The sequence below is a fragment of the Arsenicicoccus cauae genome (assembly GCF_043162025.1).
Lineage (GTDB): Bacteria > Actinomycetota > Actinomycetes > Actinomycetales > Dermatophilaceae > Arsenicicoccus > Arsenicicoccus cauae.
Genome location: NZ_CP171001.1, coordinates 1,204,499 through 1,223,037 on the forward strand (window position 1 = coordinate 1,204,499; position 18,539 = coordinate 1,223,037).

Genomic DNA, 18,539 nt, shown 5'->3' on the forward strand with positions numbered 1-18,539 from the left:
GAGGGGGCGTCGTGGCCAGGCCCGGTCGACAGGCCTGACACAGCCCCTGAGGACCCGACCGAGGGACGAGGGAGGCCCGCAGGGGGCGTCGTGGCCTGGCCCGACGACCCGCCTGACACCTCCGCAGGGAGGACATCACGACCCAGGTGGGGTCGACGCGGAACGGCGCGATGACCCCACCTGCCCCAAACCCCACGAGGGGTCGCTGAGCCCGGAGGCCGGCGGCCCCTCGTGGTATGTCCGGGAGCGGGTCGGTCCCAGGCCGGGGGGAGGGTGGGCCGCCGCACGGTCACCGGCCGCGGCACAGCCGGATGAACGCGCCCAGCTGGAGCAGCTGCTCGGGGGTGTGGGGGGTGAGCTCGGTGAGCACGCTCGACCGCACCAGCACGGCGAGCCACTGGGCCCGCGAGATGGCGACGTTGAGCCGGTTGCGGTCCAGAAGGAAGTCGGCGCCGCGCGGCAGGTCGGCCAGCGCGGAGGCGGTCATCGACATGATGGCCACCGGCGCTTCCTGACCCTGGAACAGGTCCACGGTGCCGACCCTCACCTCGTCCAGCCCGGCCCGGGCGAGCGCCTCCCGGATCGTGCCCACCTGGGCGTTGTAGGGGGCGACGACCACGAAGCCGTCCTGGCCGAGCGGAGTCTCGGCAGCGTCCGGCGTGGCGCGCCAGGGCGTCCCGAGCAGCCCACGCACGACCTCGACGACGGCGTCCGCCTCCTCGGGCGAGGACACGTTGTTGTCGTGGTGCTCGACCGTGACCACGCGCAGGCCGGGCTCGACGCCGCTCAGCGACCGGCCCAGCGTGGTGGACTCCTCCGAGCGCAGGCGTCCGGCATAGGCGAGGTGCGAGACGGGCTCGCACACCGCGGGGTGCATGCGCCACGTCCGCTCGAGGAAGTACCCGAGGTCCTCGGGGAGGGTGTCCTGCCCGGCCGAGAGCCATCCGAGGGCGGACTCGTCGACCGGCTCGGGGTGGATGCCCTGGGACACCTGCGGGAGCTGCTGGGGGTCGCCGAGCAGGAGCAGCCGCGTCGTGCAGCGGGCCACGGCGAGGGTGTTGGCCAGGGAGTACTGGCCGGCCTCGTCGATCACCAGCACGTCGAGCTCGCCGTCGTCGACCGCGTTGCGGTTGCAGAAGTCCCACATCGTGCCGCCGACCACGCACCCCCGCGATGCGGCCCGGTGCTCGTCGAGGAATCCCCGCAGGGCGCCCGCGTCCTTGAACACCGTCCACGACGGGTCCTCGTGCTTGGTCTTGGGCTTGCAGACGTCCTCGGCGGGGACGTCGACCCCCACGACCTTGTCGAGGACGTTCTCGACGACCGCGTGCGACTGGGCGACCACGCCCACCCGCCAGCCCAGCCGGACCAGGTTGGCGATGACGTGCGAGGCGACATAGGTCTTGCCGGTCCCGGGCGGTCCCTGGACCGCGAGGTAGGACCCGTCCAGTGCCGTGACGGCGGCCGTGATGGCCTTGACCGCGTCCCCGTCGACGACGGGCGGCAGGCGGTCCAGACCGCGGAGCCGGGGCGGCCGGCGACGCAGGATCTCGATGCCCGGGTGCGGCGGGAGCGCCGCGACCCCACCGGCCGCGTCCACCCGCGATGCCAGCGCCACCAGGGCGTCCTGGATGGCCTTGACCGCGGGGCCGGGCCCGACGGTCACGGCCACGGGCAGGTCGTCGTGCTCGTCGGCGCCCTTGGCGAGGCGTTCCTCGATGGTCAGGCGGAGCCGGCCGCCGGAGACCACCTGGGCCTCGGTGACCGTGAGGGTGCTGGTGGCGCCCATCGCCTCGGGGCTGGGCGCCTCGATGCTCACGGGGACGGGGGTGGGGTAGACGAGGAAGCCGCCCCTATCGCCCTTGCCGAAGGACATGCCGGGCTCGTGGCGCCCCACCGCCGACAGCACCCGCCGGACACTGCGCTTGCCGGGTGGCTTGTCCCAGTCCTCGACCACCTCGACGCGGTCCAGCACGATGGCCTCCCTGGACTCCTGCCAGTCGTCCAGCGAGGACCGGAGCCGGTCGAAGTGCGCCCACCAGAAGGGCTTGCCCTCGCGCCGGTGGTAGTCCACGGCCGCGCCCACCATGGCGACCGCCTGGTCGTCGGCGTCGCGCTGGTCGGCGGGGCCCGCCAGCGCGAGGAGCCGCTGCACGACCGCCGCGCCGGGGCCGGCGTCGTCCCCGGACGTCGGGTCCTCTACCTCGGGCCCCGCGTCGATCGCAGGCCCTGTGGGGACGCTCTCGCTTGCGATGCCGGACTCGGTCAGCCGGTCGAGCAGCCAGTCGCGCAGCCGCAGCGTCGACACGCAGTCGTACTCGTTGTAGTCCGCGATGGCCTGCAGCAGCCGGTCCGCCTCCTCGACGTCCCCCCGGGCGCGGGCCTCGGACCAGCGGTGGTACTCCACGATGGAGTCCCCGGCGGTCGTGACGTCGCCGGCGCGCAGGTCGTCGCCCATGTAGAGGGGCTCGAGCTTCTTGATGGAGTAGGACGGCTGCGAGACGCGCAGGGACCGCTTCACCACGCTGTAGAGGTCGACCAGGACGCCCTGCCTCAGCAGGTCGTCGACGACCTGCTCACCGACGCCGTGGCGCCCGGCGAGGCGCAGCAGCGCCGACCGCTCGTAGGCGGCGTAGTGGTAGATGTGCAGCCCCGGGTGCCGGGCCCGGCGCTGCTCGACGTAGGCGAGGAAATCGATCAGTGCCTGTCGCTCCTCGGCGCGGTCGTGCGCCCAGAACGGCCGGAAGGTGCCGTCGGTCTCGACCACGCCGAAGAGGTACTCCAGGCCCTGGTCCCCGGCCTCGTCGCCCGCCCACATCGGGTCGCCCTCGAAGTCGAAGAAGATGTCCCCCTCGTCGGGTGCGGGGATGGCCCGGAGCGCCTCGGGTGTGTGGACGTCGAACTGCACGGCACCCGTCGACCCGTCGGGCGGGCACTGGCGCACCTGCAGCCTCGCCTGGGCACGCAGCTTGTCGAAGGTCGTCCTCGCCAGCCCCTCCACCGGCTCCTCGCACGCGGCGAGCTGGTCGATGGTGACGATCCCGGCGGCGCGCAGCCTTTTGCGCTGCACCGCGCGGACCCCGGCGACCAGCCAGACGTCGCGGGCCGCCGCCACCTCGGCGGCGCACACGTCGCAGGACCCGCAGGCCGTGATGCCGGGGGTGCCCCAGGCGATCGGCTCGGTGGCGGCCAGCCGGGCGGTGACCAGCGCCACGAGGTGGGAGCGGCGCTCGGCATACACCGCCTCGAGCTCGGCCACCGGATAGGTGGGCCGAGAGCGGTCACCCAGCACGAGCGTCACCCGGTCGGTCGGGTCGATGCCGCCGCGACGGAGCTGGTCGGCGTAGGCCGCGAGCTGCAGCAGCGCGGTCACCTTGGCGTGCCGGGCGAGCTTGGTGTCGTGCACCTCGTAGGCGGGATGCTCCGGCGTCCAGGAGTCGGCGCGCACGAGGAAGTCGGCGAAGCCGAGAAGCTCGCCGTCGTAGAGGCACCCCTGGTAGACCACGGGCACGCCCTCCCGCATCGCGGCGAAGGTCGCCTCGCGGGCGGCCCACAGCGCGACGGGGGTGGGGCGGGGGTGCTCGATCCGGCGCACGCCCTGCTCGCCGTGCAGGGCGAGCCACCGCTCGAGCTCCACCTGCTCGTGCGCGTCCCCCAAGGTCGCGAGCTGGTCCATCATCGCGTCCGGCGCGGCCTCGCTCCGGGGCAGGCGCCCCAGCAGCACGTCCAGCCCGCGCAGCAGCCCGAGCTCGCACGTGGACGCGCGAGACAGGTCCGTGGCGCTGATCACGACGCGTTCGCCGATCTGGTGCATGTCGACCCCCTTGGTCCGTTGCGAGGAACGTAGCAACGACCACCGACACACCCCCTCGGGCATGAACGTGGACGTGTCGTCGTTGACCCGTAGACGCCCAGAACGGAAAGGACTCCTCATGTCCCGCATCGCCGTCATCGGTGGCCACGGCAAGGTCGCCCTGCTCCTCGCCCCCCTCCTCGTCGCCGACGACCACGAGGTCACCTCGATCATCCGCAACCCCGAGCACGCCCCCGACGTGGAGGCGACCGGCGCCAGCGCCCGCGTCGCCGACCTCGAGCAGCTGGACACGGACGGCATGGCGGAGGTCCTGCGCGGCCACGACGCCGTCGTATGGTCAGCCGGCGCCGGCGGGGGAGACCCCGAGCGGACGTATGCCGTCGACCGCAACGCCGCGATCCGCTCGATGGATGCCGCTGCGCAGGCCGGGGTCCGGCGATACGTGATGGTCAGCTATCACGGTGCCGGCCAGGACCACGGCGTCGACCCCGACGACGCCTTCTACGCCTACGCGCAGGCCAAGGCCGACGCCGACACCTATCTCAAGCGCACCGACCTCGCGTGGACGATCCTCGGCCCCAGCCGGCTGTCCCACGATCCGGGCAGCGGTCGCATCGCGACCCCCGGCGTCCAGGACGCGCCCGCGTCGCGCGCCAACGTCGCCGCCGTCGTCGTGGCGACCCTGGACCGGCCCGACCTGGCCGGGCGGACCATCGAGTTCAACGACGGCGAAACCCCCATCGCGGAGGCGCTCGCCGACCTCGGCTGAGACCGAGCGAGATCGAACGGGATCGAACGGGATCGAGGCTCGATCCCGCATAAGCAGTGCAAAACGTCGAGATCCTGCCCGATATCGGGCAGGAACTTGTCGTATGACGTCCCTCCGCCTCACGATCATCCTGTGCACGACCCCGACATCGTCGATCGCGTCGCCGCCTCGACCGGCCTGAGCCGTTCCGAGGCCGAGCGCGTCGTCGACGACGTCGTGGCCTGGCACCGGGAGAGCGTCGAGGACTACGTCCGCCGCCGCCACGCCCACCTCAAGACCTACGGCACCCGCAACGCCGAGGCGTTCGCCATCATCGCGGACGAGCTGCGATCGCGGGTCGTCGCGGCGCCCGAGCTGTCCGAGCGACAGCTGCGGCGCATCATCTACGGCTGACCAGGAGATCACCCATGTGCGGCATCGTCGGATACATCGGATCCCAGCCCGCGGCACCCCTTCTCGTCGAGGGGCTGCAGCGGCTGGAGTACCGCGGCTACGACTCGGCCGGCCTCGCCGTGCTCGGGCGGACGGGAACCACGGTGGTGCGCACCGTCGGTCGCGTCCGCGGGCTCGAGGCTGCGCTGCCCAAGCGGCTCGCCGGCAAGGTCGGCATCGGCCACACCCGGTGGGCGACCCACGGACCCGCGGCCGAGCGCAACGCCCACCCGCACCGCAGCGAGGACGGACGGATCTCGGTGGTGCACAACGGGATCATCGACAACGCCACCGCACTGCGCGCCCAGCTCACCTCTGCCGGGGTGGAGCTCGCCAGCGACACCGACACCGAGGTCCTCGCCCACCTCGTCGCCCGCTCCGGCGCCGACACCCTCGAGGGCGCCGTGCTGGAGGCACTCGACCGCATCACCGGCACCTACGCGCTCGCCGTGGTCGACGAGCGACACCCGGACCGGATCGTGGTGGCCCGCAACGGCTCTCCGCTGATCATCGGCGTGGGGGACGGCGAGATGTTCCTGGCCTCGGACGTGGCAGCCCTGGTCCGTCATACGACCTCCGTGGTGCACCTCGACGACGGCGAGCTGGCGACCATCACCGCCACGGGCTTTCGCACGTTCACGGCCGACGGCGAGGACACCGGGCGCAAGCCCGTCGAGATCGCCGTCGCCGCAGAGGATCTCGAGCTGACCGGGCACGAGCACTACATGCGCAAGGAGATGCTCGAGCAGCCCGACAGCGCCGAGGCCGTCATCCGTGGCCGGCTCGACGAGCGTTTCGGCACGGCCCGGCTCGACGGCCTCAACCTCGCCCCGCGCGAGCTGCGCGGGTTCCGGCGCGTCAAGATCCTCGGATGCGGATCCGCCTACTACGTGGGGCAGCTCGGCGCCCAGCTGCTCGAGGAGCTGGCCCGGGTGCCCGCCGACGCCGAGGCCGCCTCCGAGTTCCGCTACCGCAACCCCGTGATCGAGCCGGACACCCTCTACGTCGTCGTGTCGCAGAGCGGCGAGACCGCCGACACGGCCTTCGCCGTGCAGGAGGTCAAGCGCAAGGGCGGCCAGGTCGTGGCCCTCGTCAACGTCGTCGGCTCGACCATCGCCCGCGAGGTCGACGGTGGCATCTACCTGCACGCCGGACCCGAGATCGCGGTCGCCTCGACCAAGGCGCTCACCAACATGGCCATGGCCTTCGCGATGCTGGCGCTGCTCATCGGGCGCGTGCACGACCTGTCGGTCGCGGACGGCAAGCGAATCATCAACGGGCTCAAGGCGATCCCCGCACAGATCCGCGAGATCCTCGACCAGGAGGGCGAGATCGCCAAGCTCGCCCGCGAGATCGCCGGCTCTCAGAGCGCGTTCTACATCGGGCGCGTGCGCGGCTTCCCGGTCGCGCGCGAGGGTGCGCAGAAGCTCAAGGAGGTCAGCTACATCCACGCCGAGGCCTACCAGACCTCCGAGCTCAAGCATGGCCCGCTGGCCCTGATCGACGAGTCCATGCCCACCGTCGCGATCATCCCCGACGACGACCTCACCGACCGCAACGTGGCCGCGGCCGAGCAGGTGCTGGCGCGCAAGGGCCCGCTCGTCGCCATCACCCACCCCGGAGTCGACCTGTCCCACCTCGGGATCCGCTCGATCGTCGTGCCTCGCAGCGAGCCCGAGCTCGACCCGATCCTGCTGACCATCCCCACGCAGCTCATCGCCTACCACGCGGCCCTCGCGCTCGGCCACGACATCGACAAGCCGCGCAACCTGGCCAAGTCCGTCACCGTCGAGTGACGGCGCAGGGGCGTCTTGGCCGGCAACCCCCGTCGCGAGCTCCATCCGCCGTCTGCGGTTGCGGCCCCGGTCTCGTGCTGCAGCCCGAGACCGGCGCCAGCGAGCAAGACGGTGGACAGGGCGCCAGACGCCGCGTCGTGGACGCCCGCCTCCGAGCGGCCCGGCGCGCCAGGTAGCGTCGCCGCATGAGCTCGACCTCCCTCCTGATCCACGACGTGCGCCCGGTCGGCCTCGACAGGCCCGCCGGCAGGGGGGCGTCGCTGTCGCGAGGCGAGCCGGTCGAGCCTGTTGACGTCTTGGTGATCGACGGGGTGATCCGCGAGGTCGGCCCACGCCTGACGGGTCGCGCGGGCCGAGGCGTCGACGTGCTCGACGCCGGCGGCCGCTTCGGCATACCGGGCCTGTGGGACCAGCACGTCCACCTCGACCAGTGGGCGCTGCAGCAGGTGCGGCTCGACACGTCCCTCGCGACCGGACCGGGCGATGTCGTCGAGCTGGTGCGCCGGCGCGTCGCGGAGCTCGGGACGGCCGACCGGACCAGCGTGGTCCAGGGATGGGGACACCGCTCCTCGACCTGGGCGGAGCCGCGGACCGCGGCGGCGCTCGACGAGGTGAGCGGCGATCACCCCGTCGTCCTCATCAGCGGTGACGCCCATCACGGGTGGATGAACTCCCGTGCGCTGCAACGCCTCGGCTTCCCGGCCGGGCCGGGCGCGGGGGTGGTGGAGGAGGGGCCGTGGTTCGCGGCGTACGGGCGGCTGGGGACGACCTTCGGGCCCGACCCGCACCTCGGCGACGGCCTACGCACCGTGCTCCGCTCGGCCGCCGAGCTCGGCGTCGTCGGCGTCGTGGACTTCGAGTTCGGCGGGGCGCTGGGGTCGTGGCCGGGCCGCGTGGCCGCGGGACTGGACACGCTGAGGGTGCGGGCATCGACCTACGAGGACGGCCTGGCCGACGTGCTCGCCCGCGGTCTGCGCACCGGCGACCCGCTCGACCGGACCGGGCTGGTCACCATGGGGCAGCTCAAGCTCATCTCCGACGGCTCGCTCAACACCCGTACGGCACACTGCTGCTCGCCCTACCTCGACGGGACGGGCCGCGGCGCGCAGAACTACTCGGGCGAGCAGCTCGTCGAGCTCCTCGGCCGGGCGGCGCGGGCCGGTCTGGAGTGTGCGGTGCACGCCATCGGGGACGCGGCGGTGCGGATCGCGCTCGACGCCTTCACGGCCACGGGGGCGCGCGGTGCGATCGAGCACGCCCAGCTCGTGCGGTGGCCCGACGTGCCTCGTCTCGCGGCGCTGGGTCTGCGCGCCAGCGTCCAGCCCGCGCACCTGCTCGACGACCGCGACGTCAGCGACGGCTGCTGGGCCGACCGGACGGACCGGTGCTTCGTGCTGCGGTCGATGCTGGACGCCGGCGTCGAGCTCGCCCTCGGCTCCGACGCGCCCGTGTCCCCGCTCGACCCCTGGCTCGCGATGGCGGCGGCCGTCCACCGCTCCGGCGACGACCGCGCGCCCTGGCACCCGGAGCAGGCCATCACGGTGCGCGAGGCGCTCGCGGCGTCGGTCGACGGCCAGCGGCTGACGCCCGGCTCGCGCGGCGACGTCGTCCTGCTCGACGCGGATCCCGTTGCCCTGGTCGGGGACTCGCGCGAGCTTGCAGACGGGCTGCGGCGGATGCGCGCCGGCGCCACGGTCGTCGCCGGTCGCGTGGTCCACGGCGCCTGAGCCGTATGCCGCCCCGCCCCGCCCCGCACCGCGCCCGCTCGCTGCCCGCCACGCCCAGCCCCCGACCCCCGGCGCGCACAACTGCTGCACTACGGGAGCCGGTGAGAGCGAATTCCGTTGGGGCACGAAGATCGGATGACGATGGGGAGGGGCATGTGCAGCAGTTCGTGACGGGGATGCCCGAGGCCGGGCCCTGTGGATGACGCCCGCGGTGTCCGATCGAGCGGGGTCATGCTGGTCCGATGCGCACCGTTGCCGAGACGATCGCCGAGCTGGGTCATGTCGCCACGTGGGCCGAGCTGCAGCCCCACGTCACGCGCCGCGCCGTCACGACCGCGGTGTCGCGGGGCGAGGTCGAGCGCCTGAGCCGCGACCGCTACGCCACACCCGGACTTCACGCCGCGCGCCGTGAGGCGGAGCGACACCACGGCGTCGTGTCTCACCTCAGCGCCGCGGTCCATCACGGGTTCAAGGTGCGCACCCCGCCAGCCCGTCCGCAGGTCACGGTGCCGCGCACGCACCACGTGACCAAGGCGGACGACGACTGCTGTGCGGTCAGGCTCCGGCGCCTGGGCCCCGGTGACCACGCGCAGGGAGTCACCACACCCCTGCGGACGGTCGTGGACTGCGCACGTGACCTGGCGTTCGAGGACGCGTTGTGCGTGGCGGACTCCGCCCTGCGCTCGACCCAGGTCACCGCGGACGACCTGATCGCCGTGGCACGGCGCGCGCGAGGCCCGCGCGCCCGGGCGCTGAGGCGCGTGGCGCAGCACGCCCACGGCGGCTCGTCTGGCCCGATGGAGACGGTGCTGCGGGTCATCGCCCTGGGGTGCGACCTCGACCTGTCCCCCCAGCTGCAGATCGCAGATCACGGGCTGTTCGCGGTGGTCGACCTGGGAGACCCCGCCCTGCGGCTGGCGGTGGAGGCCGACTCGTTCGCCTGGCACGGCGATCGCCGCGCGCTGGATCGTGACTGTCGCCGCTACGACGAGCTCGTGGTCTGGGGGTGGACGGTGCTGCGGTTCAGCTGGGAGCAGGTCATGCTCGACCGCGACTTCGTCGAGTGGTGCCTCACGCACGTCGGCCGCGGGCGGGACGGCATCGCCCCGCCCGTCCCGCCGCGACCCACGCCGCGCCGCCGCCCCGCGTAACCAGCTGCTGCACTCTCGACCTGGGCTCACGCGAATGCCGTGGTAGCACAACACCCGTTTGTCGAAACCGCCTCCTATGTGCAGCAGTTGTGCACGCGGGCCGTCCGCCAGCGCGCGGCCGGCGCGCCGCCCGCGTTGGTCAGGCGGCGTTGTCGGGGTTCTGCGCCCACAGGTCCGGGCCGAAGACCTCGTAGCCGATGTCCTCGGGCGCGACGCCCTTGTCGATCAGGGTGCGTCGCGCAGCCTGCATGAACGGCAGCGGCCCGCACATGAACACCTTGGCGCCTGAGGGGATCTCGGCGTCGGACAGGTCCATCAGGCCGGGGCGGGCGGGGTGGATGGTGGGGGCGGAGTCGGCGTCCTCCTCGTACCAGAACTGCCCCACCACGTCGTGCATGGCCTCGGCCTGCCCACGCATCGAGGTGTAGAGCGCCTGGTGCGCGTGCGACCGGTCGGCGTGGAACACGCGGATCGAGCGGTGGGGCTGACGCTGGGACAGGTCCTCGAGGATCGCAGCCATCGGCGTGATGCCGATCCCGGCCGACACCAGCACCAGCGGCGCGTCGGAATCCTCGAGCACCACGTCACCCGCGGGCTGGGAGATGTCGAGCACGGTGCCGACGACCGCGTTGTCGGCGAGCCAGTTGCTGACCTGGCCGTCCGGCACGCCGTCCGCGCCGTGCACCCGCTTGATGGTGAGGCGGAAGGCCTCGCGACCGGGCACGCCGGAGATGGTGTACTGACGCGGCTGGCGCTCGCCGCCCGGCAGGTCCACGCCGACGGCGACGTACTGACCCGTGTGGTGGGCGGGGAGCTCGCCCTCGACGGGCTTGATCACCAGGGAGAAGGACTCGGCCGTCTCGTCGGTGCGGTCGACGACGGTGTACTGGCGCCAGGGGTGCTCGGGGTCGGTGCCGCCGAGGGCGTAGAGCTTGCCCTCCTCGGCGATCAGCTGGCAGGCGAAAAGCCAGTAGACCTCGTCCCAGGCTGCGGCGATCTCGGGGGTGACGGCGTCGCCGAGGACGTCGCCGATGGCCCACATGAGGTGGTGCCCGACGATCGTGTACTCATAGCTCTTGATGCCGAGCGAGACGTGCTTGTGGGCGATGCGCTGCATGATCGGCCTGAAGTCCGGGGCGCCCGGGTCGATCAGGTTGACGGCATAGGCCACCACCGACGCGGCCAGCGCCTTGGGCTGCTCGCCGATGGCCTGGTTGGCCTTGTTGAACACCCGCATCAGCTCGGGGTGCGCCGCGAACATGTGCGGGTAGAAGCGGCGCGTGATCTCCTCGGCGTGCTCGGCGACGACGCCGGCCGTGGCCTTGACGGTCTCGGTGGACTGCGGTGACAGCATGTGGGGTTCTCCTCGGGTCGCGGCGCCAGGCCGGGGAGTAATTACGGGATTTAGAGGAACAACGGCAGCGTAGCCCCTCTGCTTGGCATGTGCCGCTCGGAGTGGGATCGTTCTGTCATGCGTCTGCCTCGGCTTCCTTCTCCGGCAATGGACTTCGTATGACGCACGCCCTGGCCCCCCGACTCGTTCCGCTCGGCGGCCCGCGCACCATGACCGTCCGCCGCACGCTGCCCCACCGCGACCGCACCCTGGTGGGGCCGTGGTGCTTCGTCGACCACTACGGGCCGGACGACGTGGGGGTGACCGGCGGGATGCTGCTGCCGCCCCACCCGCACATCGGCCTCGCGACGGTGAGCTGGTTGTTCGACGGCGAGCTCGAGCACCGCGACAGCCTCGGCACCGAGGTCGTCGTCCGCCCCGGCGAGCTCAACCTCATGACCGCCGGCGACGGGATCGCCCACTCCGAGGTCTCCACCGCCGCCACGACGACCCTGCGCGGCGCTCAGCTGTGGCTGGCCCTGCCCGACGGATCCCGGGGCGTGGCACCACGGTTCGAGCATCACGCGCCGACGGCCGAGGAGGACGAGCACGGCACGCTACGCGTGGCGATCGGATCCCTCGAGGGCGTCACCTCGCCCGTTCGCGTCGAGTCGCCCACGGTGGCAGCGGAGCTCGTCGTCCGTCCCGAGACGGAGCGCGTCGTGCGGCTGGACCCGGCATACGAGCATGCCGTCCTCGTCGACTGCGGAGCGGTGGCCGTGGACGGTCAGGTCGTCGCTGCCGGGATCCTGCTGCTGCTCGACGCGGGACGTGCGAGCCTCGGCGTGCGGGCGGGCGCCCACGGTGCCCGCCTGCTGCTGATCGGCGGGGAGCCGCTCGACGAATCCCTCGTCATGTGGTGGAACTTCGTCGGGGGCAGCGACGAGGAGGTGCGAGCAGCGCGCGCCGACTGGATGACGGCGATCGGCGCGGACGACGATGGCGGCCGTCCTGGGCGGTTCGGTCCGGTGCCGGGATGGCCGGCCACGTCCGTCCTGCCCGCCCCAACCCTGCCGGCAGCGCCCATGCGCCCGCGCCCACCCCGGCGGCCATGAGCGCCACGAAGGACCCCTGGGACGGCCACCCGGACGTCGTGCGCCTCCTCGGTGCGCCACCGTCCCGCTGGGCCGACGTGGTCGGGCGGGTGCTCGACCCGAGCTGGCAGACGCTCGTGCTCGCGCTGGTGGTCTCGTTGCGCCACAGCCCCGATGTCGCGAGCGGGCTGGGGTGGGCGATGGCCGCCACCACCTTCTGCGTGGTCGTGCCGTATGCGCTCCTGGCCACCCTCGTCGGTCGCGGGCACGTCACGGACCGTCAGGTGGTGATCCGTGAGCAGCGCCGGATCCCGCTCCTCGCGGCGCTCGCCTCGGTGGTCGTGGGGCTCGCGACGCTCGCCCTGGTCGGTGCGCCCCGCCCGCTGGTCGCCCTGGTCGCGACGGTCCTGGTGGGCCTGCTCGTCCTCGGCGGCGTGTCGCGCTGGCACAAGGCGTCCTTCCACGCCGCCGTGACCACCGTGTCCGTGGCGGTGCTCACGCGTGAGCTCGGCCCGGAGTTTTTGCTGGTGGGGGTCCCCGTGCTGGCGCTCGCCGCGTGGGCACGGGTGCGCGCGGGGCGGCACAGCCGTGCGCAGGTGGTGGTGGGTCTGCTGGTCGGCATCCTGGTGACCGCCCTGATCGACCACACCGCGACCTGACCCGGCTCAGACCTCGTCGATCGAGGCGCCCTCGGTCACCAGCTGCTCCGCACGCTCGTAGTCGTGGTCCGCCTCGTAGGTCAGCGCCCCGACGACGACCCCGTCCTGGGCATACCAGACGGTGAGCCCGCCAGGCCGCTCGACGACCCTGACCTCGTCGAAGCCGTCGCCCCACGCCACGTGCTTGAGGGTGCGGTCGCCGATCTCGGACCAGAAGCCGGGCACCGCGGTCCAGGACTCGTCTGCACCTGCGGCGTTGCGCCCCGCGATCTCGCCCATGGTCAGCGCCTCGCCCCAGTGCTCGACGTGCAGCGGACGCCCCGCCGCCGCGTTGTGGGCGCGCGCCACGTCGCCCGCCGCCCAGAGGCCGTCGACCGAGGTGCGGAGCCGCTCGTCGACCACCACGCGCCCCTCGTGCGTCGAGATCCCCGTCCCCACGAGGAAGTCCGTCGACGGGGCCACCCCCAGCGCGGCCAGCACGAGGTCGGGGGAGCGCGTCGTGCCGTCGGACAGGTGCACCTCGCGCGGCGCCCGCACGCTCGTGACCTCCACGCCGGTGACCAGCGCGATCCCCTCCTCGGCGAGCCAGTCCGTGAGGAGCCGCGATACCCGCTCGCCGAGCCGCGCCGCCTGCGGCGCCTGCTCGGTCGTGACGACCGTGACGTCGATGCCGCGCCGGGCCAGCGAGACGGCCGCCTCGCAGCCGATGAACCCCGACCCGATCACCACCGCCGAGTGCGCGTGGCTCGCCGCCTCCACCAGCCGCTCGGCGTCGGTGAGGCTGCGAAGCAGGTGCACGTCGGCGTCCGGCTCGGCGGTGGGCAGCGGCGTCGGGGTGGCCCCCGAGGCGAGCACCAGTGCGGCATACGGGATCTCACGGCCCCCGGCGTGGACCACCCGGGCGTCGGGGTCGATCCGATCCACGCGGGTGCCGAGCTCGACGGTGATCCCGGCGAGCTCGGGGTCGGCGTCGTCGATGGCGACCGGCTGGGGTGCGAGCTCGCCGCGCAGGATGTCCTTGCTCAGCGGGGGACGCTGGTATGGCGGATGCTCGTCCGCCGTCAGGATCGTCACCGGCCCGGGGCCACCCGCATCGCGATAGGCCTGGGCGGCGCTCACCCCCGCAGGCCCCGATCCGACGACGACCAGTCCGTGGCTCATGGCGGCTCCGCTCCTCGGTGCGTGCGGTCGTGGTGCGCGATCTGCGTTCTCGGGCGCATACCCCGGAGCGCGTCCACCATGCCGTGCAAGTCCGGCGACAAAGCGGGCCCTCCGAGGAGGGCCGTTGAGCCAAGATCCCGACAGGGATCCGGCGGGGTGTGACCATGGTTCACGATCGGAGTCTGAGTTGCCGCCACTGATGCCATCGTCATTTCACATCAACCGAGCCCGTCTCACGGCGTCGCCGCTGCCCGACACTGTCACGGGGCCGAGCAGAGCCGCCTTCGCGCGCCCACAGAAGTGGCGATAGCTTGCCGAGGAGATCAGGCTGTTCGTGCAACGAGGACAGGCTCTGACCCGCGTCGCCGCGGATCAGAGCCTGTCCCTCAACTGGTCGGGGTGACAGGATTTGAACCTGCGACCTCGTCGTCCCGAACGACGCGCGCTACCAAGCTGCGCCACACCCCGTGTTGACTGACCGAGGATAGCCGACGAACGCCCCCGGACACGAATCGATCAGGGAGCGTCGCCGCCCGCCCGGCTCGGCGACCTGATCACCCCAGCGCACACTCCCGCTCTCAGCCCCGCGCGCGCAGCGTCATCAGGGTGGCCTCCGGACGGCACGCGAACCTCACGGGCGCGAACGGCGAGGTGCCGAGACCCGCCGACACGTGCAGCCACGCGGCGTCGTCGGGCGCCTCGGACGACGGCGCGTTGTCGCAGGCCGGCCACCAGCGCGACAGTCCCTTGACCCGCTCACGCCCCAGGTCGCAGTTGGTCACGAGCGCGCCGTAGAACGGGACGCACACCTGCCCGCCGTGCGTGTGACCGGCGATCACCAGGCCGGCGCCGTCGCGCGTGAAGGCGTCCAGCGTGCGCAGGTACGGCGCGTGCGCCACCCCGATCGTCAGGGCGGCGTCGGGGTCGGCGGGCCCCGCGACCTCGTCATACCGGTCCCGGTCGATGTGCGGGTCGTCGACGCCGACGAACTCGAGGTCGAGGCCCTCGACGCTCAGGTGGCCGCGCCGGTTGTCGAGGTCGAGCCAGCCGGCGTTCTCGAAGCCGCGCACGAGGTCCTGCGTCGGCAGCTTCGTGCGGTCGCCCTCGACGCGCGCGTGGTCGGACGTGAAGTAGCGGAAGGGGTTCTTGGCGACCGGCGCGAGGTAGTCGTTGGACCCCAGCACGAACACCCCCGGCCGCTCCAGCAGCGGACCCATGGCGTCCAGCACCGCGGGCACGGCCTGCAGGTGCGCGAGGTTGTCGCCGGTGTTGACCACCAGGTCCGGCTCGAGCGCGTCGAGTGAGCGCACCCACTCGATCTTGCGGCGCTGCGAGGGCACCAGGTGCAGGTCGGAGACGTGCAGGACGCGCAGGGGGGCGGAGCCGCGCGGCAGGACGGGCGCCGTGACCCGCCGCAGCGTGAAGGCGTTGCGCTCGACCGACGAGGCATACGCGAGGGTGGCGGCTCCGGCCGCGGTGGCTCCGGCGAGGGTGCGGGCAAGAGTGTTCATCACGGCCATGCTCCCAGACATCCAGCCCGTATGACGGCCCGACGTCATAGTCGGGTGACCGCGCGGTGGCGGGGGAGGACACTGGTGGGCATGAGCACTCTGAAGCAGACCCTCCAGCACGACCTGACCGAGGCGATGCGCGCCCGCGACCAGGTCCGCACCGCGACGCTGCGCATGGCGCTGACCGCCGTGACGACCGCCGAGGTGGCGGGGGAGCACCACGAGCTGACCGACGCGGACGTCCTCAAGGTCCTCACCAAGGAGGCCAAGAAGCGGACGGACGCGGTCGAGGCCTACCAGGCGGCGGGGCGGCCCGAGCTCGCGGAGGCGGAGGAGGCCGAGCGCGCGGTGCTCGAGGGCTACCTGCCGGCGCAGCTGGACGACGCCGCGATCGAGGCGCTGGTCGCCGAGGCCGTGAGCGAGACGGGCGCGACGGGGATGGGGCAGATGGGCCAGGTCATGAAGGCCGCTCAGGCCAAGGCCGCCGGCCAGGCCGAGGGTGGCCGGATCGCCGCCGCGGTGAAGCGAGCTCTGGCCTCCTGACGTCACAGATCGACCGGCCTTCGTCCCATTGGCCTGGGGGGACGAAGGCCGGTCGATGTGACGACCGGGGGTAGGTCAGGGTGTGGGGGGTGCGGCGCGGTTGCTGGCGGGGGCCTGCGGCGTGCCCCGGACCCCGGTCGAGATCCGCAGCGTCACGGTGCTGCCCTTGGGGGCGCGGTCGGTCGGCCGGGTGCGGGCGACCGTGCCGCGCGGGTAGCCGCTGGCGACGCGCCCGCCGACGGTGACCTGGAAGCCCGCACCCTCGATCGCGGTCGTGGCCTCGTCGACCGCCATGCCCCGGACGTCCGGGATGGCGACGGTGCGGCCGTCGTCCGCGGGCTGGGCCGCCTGGCCGAACGGCACGACCGGCTTGCCGTCGTGCGCCGCCCGCATGATGCCCTGCCAGATCGGGCCGGGGATCAGGTAGCCCATGGCCTTGGCGTAGTAGCGGGACGAGCCGTCGACGGAGTGCAGGCGCATGCTGCGCCAGGACCCGTTGTTCTGGTCCGGGGTGCCGGCCCAGACGGCGGTGGCGTACTGCGGGGTGGCGCCGACGAACCAGGTCTCGTTGTCGGCGTCGGTGCCGGTCTTGCCAATGGACGGGCGGCCGATCTGCACCGGTCGGCCCGTGCCCTGGGTCATCACGCTCTGAAAGATCCCCGCCGCCTGGTTGGCGATGCTCTCGTCCAGCACGCGCCGGCACCCGGGCAGCTTGAGGTCGACCTTGTTGCCGTCGCTGTCCGTGACCGACTCGAGGGGGGTGTTGGGGCAGGAGATCCCGCGGTTGGCGACGATGGCGTACATCTGGGCCATCGTCTCGGGGCTGGCGTCCTCGCCGAGCAGCAGGGTGGGGGGATAGGTGCTGAGGGGCTTGCCGTCGGGGGAGCCGTCCTCGGCGGCGCGGCGCGAGTTGTGCATCCCCATGGCGAGGGCCGTGTTGCGGATGTTGCACGTGCCGATGTCGGCGGCCAGCGCGACGAAGGCGGTGTTGATCGAGTTGCGCGTGGCGATCCCGATGTCCGCGCCGGGCGGCGGGTCGTCACCCTCGGCGTTGCCGGGCGTCCAGGGCGCGCCGGCGCCGGTGGTGCAGCCGCTCTGGAAGTCGCGGGGGTACCAGGGGGTGCCGGGCGGGCGGATGTCCGGGATGACGTAGCCCTCGCCCTTGCCCTGCTTGAGCGCCTCGATCACCGCGAAGAGCTTCATCGTCGAGCCGACGCTGAACCCGCCCGAGGCGCCGTAGCGGAAGTCCGCCCCCCAGTTGACCTGGGTCTTGCCCGGCTCGGGCTTGCCGGTCGGGCTGTAGCCCGTCGACTGGACCATCGCGCGGATCTTGCCGGTGTTGGACTCGATCGTGGTGGCGGCCGACCCGAAGGTCGGGTAGTCCTGCGGCGAGATGATGCGGCCCATCGACTCGGCCGCCCGCTCCTGCAGGTCGGGGTCGATCGTCGTCACGATGCGGTAGCCGCCGCGGCGGATCCGGCCCTCACGCTCGTTGGGCTGGGTGCCGAACGCCGGCAGGGTCTTGAGGTAGTTGACGACGTAGTTGCACCAGTACGGGTAGGTCGAGGCGGCGCAGCTGTTCTTGGGCGGGTCGGCCCTGACGACGCCGAGGGGAGCGGCCTTGGCGGCCCCCAGCTGGGCCGCGTCGATGTAGCCGTAGCGGTGCATGGCCTCGAGCACGACGTTGCGGCGCGACAGGGCCGCCTTGGGGTTGTGCACCGGGTCGTTGGCGCCGGGCTGCTGCACGACGCCGGCCAGGGTCGCGGCCTGGGGGATCGTCAGCTTGGCCGCCGTGGTCCTGAAGTAGTGCCGCGCAGCGGCCTCCACGCCATACGCCTGGTCCCCGAAGTAGACCAGGTTGAGGTAGTTCTGGAGGATCTGCTCCTTGGTGAGCTCCTTCTCGACCTGCGCGGCGTACTTGAGCTCCTGCAGCTTGCGCGACGCGGTCACCGCCTTCGCGGCCTTGGCCGCCTTGGTGTCCCCCCGGTCCAGGGCCGCCTTCTCGAGCGTGACCTTGACGTACTGCTGCGTGAGGGTGGACGCGCCTCGCGCCGTCCCGCCCACGAGCGCGCCCGCCACGGCCGAGCCGATGCCCTCGAGATCGACGCCGCCGTGCTCGTAGAAGCGGTGGTCCTCGATGGAGACCTGGGCCTTCTGCATCCAGGGCGAGATCGCGCGCAGCGGCACCACGATGCGGTTCTCGCTGTAGAGCGTCGCGATGACGGTCTTGCCGTCCGAGGCCAGCAGCTCCGACTGCTGCTGAGGCACCACAGAGGTGAACTCCGTGGGAAGAGCTTCGTAGACCTCCGTGCCCGACTTGACGACGGTGCCCATCACCGCCGCGGCTGGGATCAGCAGACCCGCCCCGAGGAAACCGCCGACCACCGAGACGGCGAGGAAGGCCGCCAACAGGCTCATCACGGTGGGGATGGCACTGAGTCGTCCCTGCTTCATGGGCCCAGCGTACTTTTTTTGGCGCGACCCGTAACCCACCGCCGGGGGGCGCGTTTACAGCGCAGAGGACACCAACCGCGACACCGATGACTAGT

The 18,539-nt window shown here is 72.5% G+C and carries 13 protein-coding genes and 1 tRNA gene; 8 read left to right on the forward strand and 6 right to left on the reverse strand.

The window, feature by feature from the left end:
- Positions 1–289: 289 nt before the first annotated feature.
- Positions 290–3,814, reverse strand: coding sequence for a TM0106 family RecB-like putative nuclease (locus tag ACF3NS_RS05585; RefSeq protein ID WP_392468394.1), 3,525 nt, complete (start codon positions 3,812–3,814; stop codon positions 290–292).
- A 118-nt stretch (positions 3,815–3,932) separates the two neighbouring features.
- On the opposite strand from ACF3NS_RS05585, the gene ACF3NS_RS05590 reads away from it, so the two are divergent.
- The 5 genes from ACF3NS_RS05590 (at position 3,933) to ACF3NS_RS05610 (ending at position 9,689) form a co-directional block, all read left to right on the forward strand.
- The gene (locus tag ACF3NS_RS05590) at positions 3,933–4,583 is read left to right on the forward strand and encodes an NAD(P)H-binding protein (protein ID WP_392468395.1); all 651 of its coding nucleotides are present in this window, start codon (positions 3,933–3,935) and stop codon (positions 4,581–4,583) included.
- 132 nt (positions 4,584–4,715) lie between these two features.
- On the forward strand, positions 4,716–4,976 hold the full coding sequence (locus ACF3NS_RS05595) for a hypothetical protein (RefSeq protein WP_019285175.1): 261 nt from the start codon (positions 4,716–4,718) through the stop codon (positions 4,974–4,976).
- Positions 4,977–4,990: 14 nt separating this feature from the next.
- Complete coding sequence (gene glmS, locus ACF3NS_RS05600; RefSeq protein WP_392468397.1) at positions 4,991–6,811, forward strand: glutamine--fructose-6-phosphate transaminase (isomerizing); 1,821 nt, start codon at positions 4,991–4,993, stop codon at positions 6,809–6,811.
- Positions 6,812–6,996: 185 nt separating this feature from the next.
- On the forward strand, positions 6,997–8,538 hold the full coding sequence (locus ACF3NS_RS05605) for an amidohydrolase (RefSeq protein WP_392468399.1): 1,542 nt from the start codon (positions 6,997–6,999) through the stop codon (positions 8,536–8,538).
- A gap of 242 nt (positions 8,539–8,780) precedes the next feature.
- Entirely contained in the window at positions 8,781–9,689 is a 909-nt protein-coding gene (locus ACF3NS_RS05610) for a DUF559 domain-containing protein (RefSeq protein ID WP_392468401.1), read from the forward strand.
- A 139-nt stretch (positions 9,690–9,828) separates the two neighbouring features.
- On the opposite strand, the gene ACF3NS_RS05615 is transcribed toward ACF3NS_RS05610, so the two are convergent.
- A complete protein-coding gene (locus ACF3NS_RS05615) occupies positions 9,829–11,043 on the reverse strand; it encodes a globin domain-containing protein (RefSeq protein WP_392468404.1) in 1,215 nt (404 codons plus the stop codon).
- A 158-nt stretch (positions 11,044–11,201) separates the two neighbouring features.
- Here ACF3NS_RS05615 and ACF3NS_RS05620 point away from each other — a divergent pair, with 158 nt between their 5' ends.
- Together ACF3NS_RS05620 and ACF3NS_RS05625 are read left to right on the forward strand one after the other, a co-directional pair.
- Entirely contained in the window at positions 11,202–12,137 is a 936-nt protein-coding gene (locus ACF3NS_RS05620; protein WP_392468407.1) for a pirin family protein, read from the forward strand.
- Entirely contained in the window at positions 12,134–12,775 is a 642-nt protein-coding gene (locus ACF3NS_RS05625) for a phosphatase PAP2 family protein (RefSeq protein WP_392468410.1), read from the forward strand. The genes ACF3NS_RS05620 and ACF3NS_RS05625 overlap by 4 nt, the downstream gene beginning before the upstream one ends.
- Before the next feature lie 6 nt (positions 12,776–12,781).
- Here the strand turns inward: ACF3NS_RS05625 and ACF3NS_RS05630 are convergent, their stop codons facing one another.
- The 3 genes from ACF3NS_RS05630 to ACF3NS_RS05640 form a co-directional block, all read right to left on the reverse strand.
- Positions 12,782–13,936 carry an NAD(P)/FAD-dependent oxidoreductase gene (locus ACF3NS_RS05630; protein ID WP_392468413.1) on the reverse strand — a complete coding sequence of 385 codons (1,155 nt, stop codon included), beginning with the start codon at positions 13,934–13,936 and terminating at the stop codon, positions 12,782–12,784.
- Between the two features lie 391 nt (positions 13,937–14,327).
- Positions 14,328–14,404, reverse strand: a tRNA-Pro gene (locus ACF3NS_RS05635).
- A gap of 110 nt (positions 14,405–14,514) precedes the next feature.
- Positions 14,515–15,447: a metallophosphoesterase gene (locus tag ACF3NS_RS05640; protein ID WP_288797358.1), complete on the reverse strand. Its 933-nt coding sequence runs from the start codon at positions 15,445–15,447 to the stop codon at positions 14,515–14,517.
- A gap of 90 nt (positions 15,448–15,537) precedes the next feature.
- Here ACF3NS_RS05640 and ACF3NS_RS05645 point away from each other — a divergent pair, with 90 nt between their 5' ends.
- Positions 15,538–15,990 (forward strand): GatB/YqeY domain-containing protein, encoded by a 453-nt coding sequence (locus tag ACF3NS_RS05645; RefSeq protein ID WP_288797359.1) that lies wholly within the window; start codon positions 15,538–15,540, stop codon positions 15,988–15,990.
- Positions 15,991–16,065: 75 nt separating this feature from the next.
- On the opposite strand, the gene ACF3NS_RS05650 is transcribed toward ACF3NS_RS05645, so the two are convergent.
- A complete protein-coding gene (locus tag ACF3NS_RS05650; protein ID WP_392468416.1) occupies positions 16,066–18,444 on the reverse strand; it encodes a transglycosylase domain-containing protein in 2,379 nt (792 codons plus the stop codon).
- Positions 18,445–18,539: the final 95 nt, after the last annotated feature.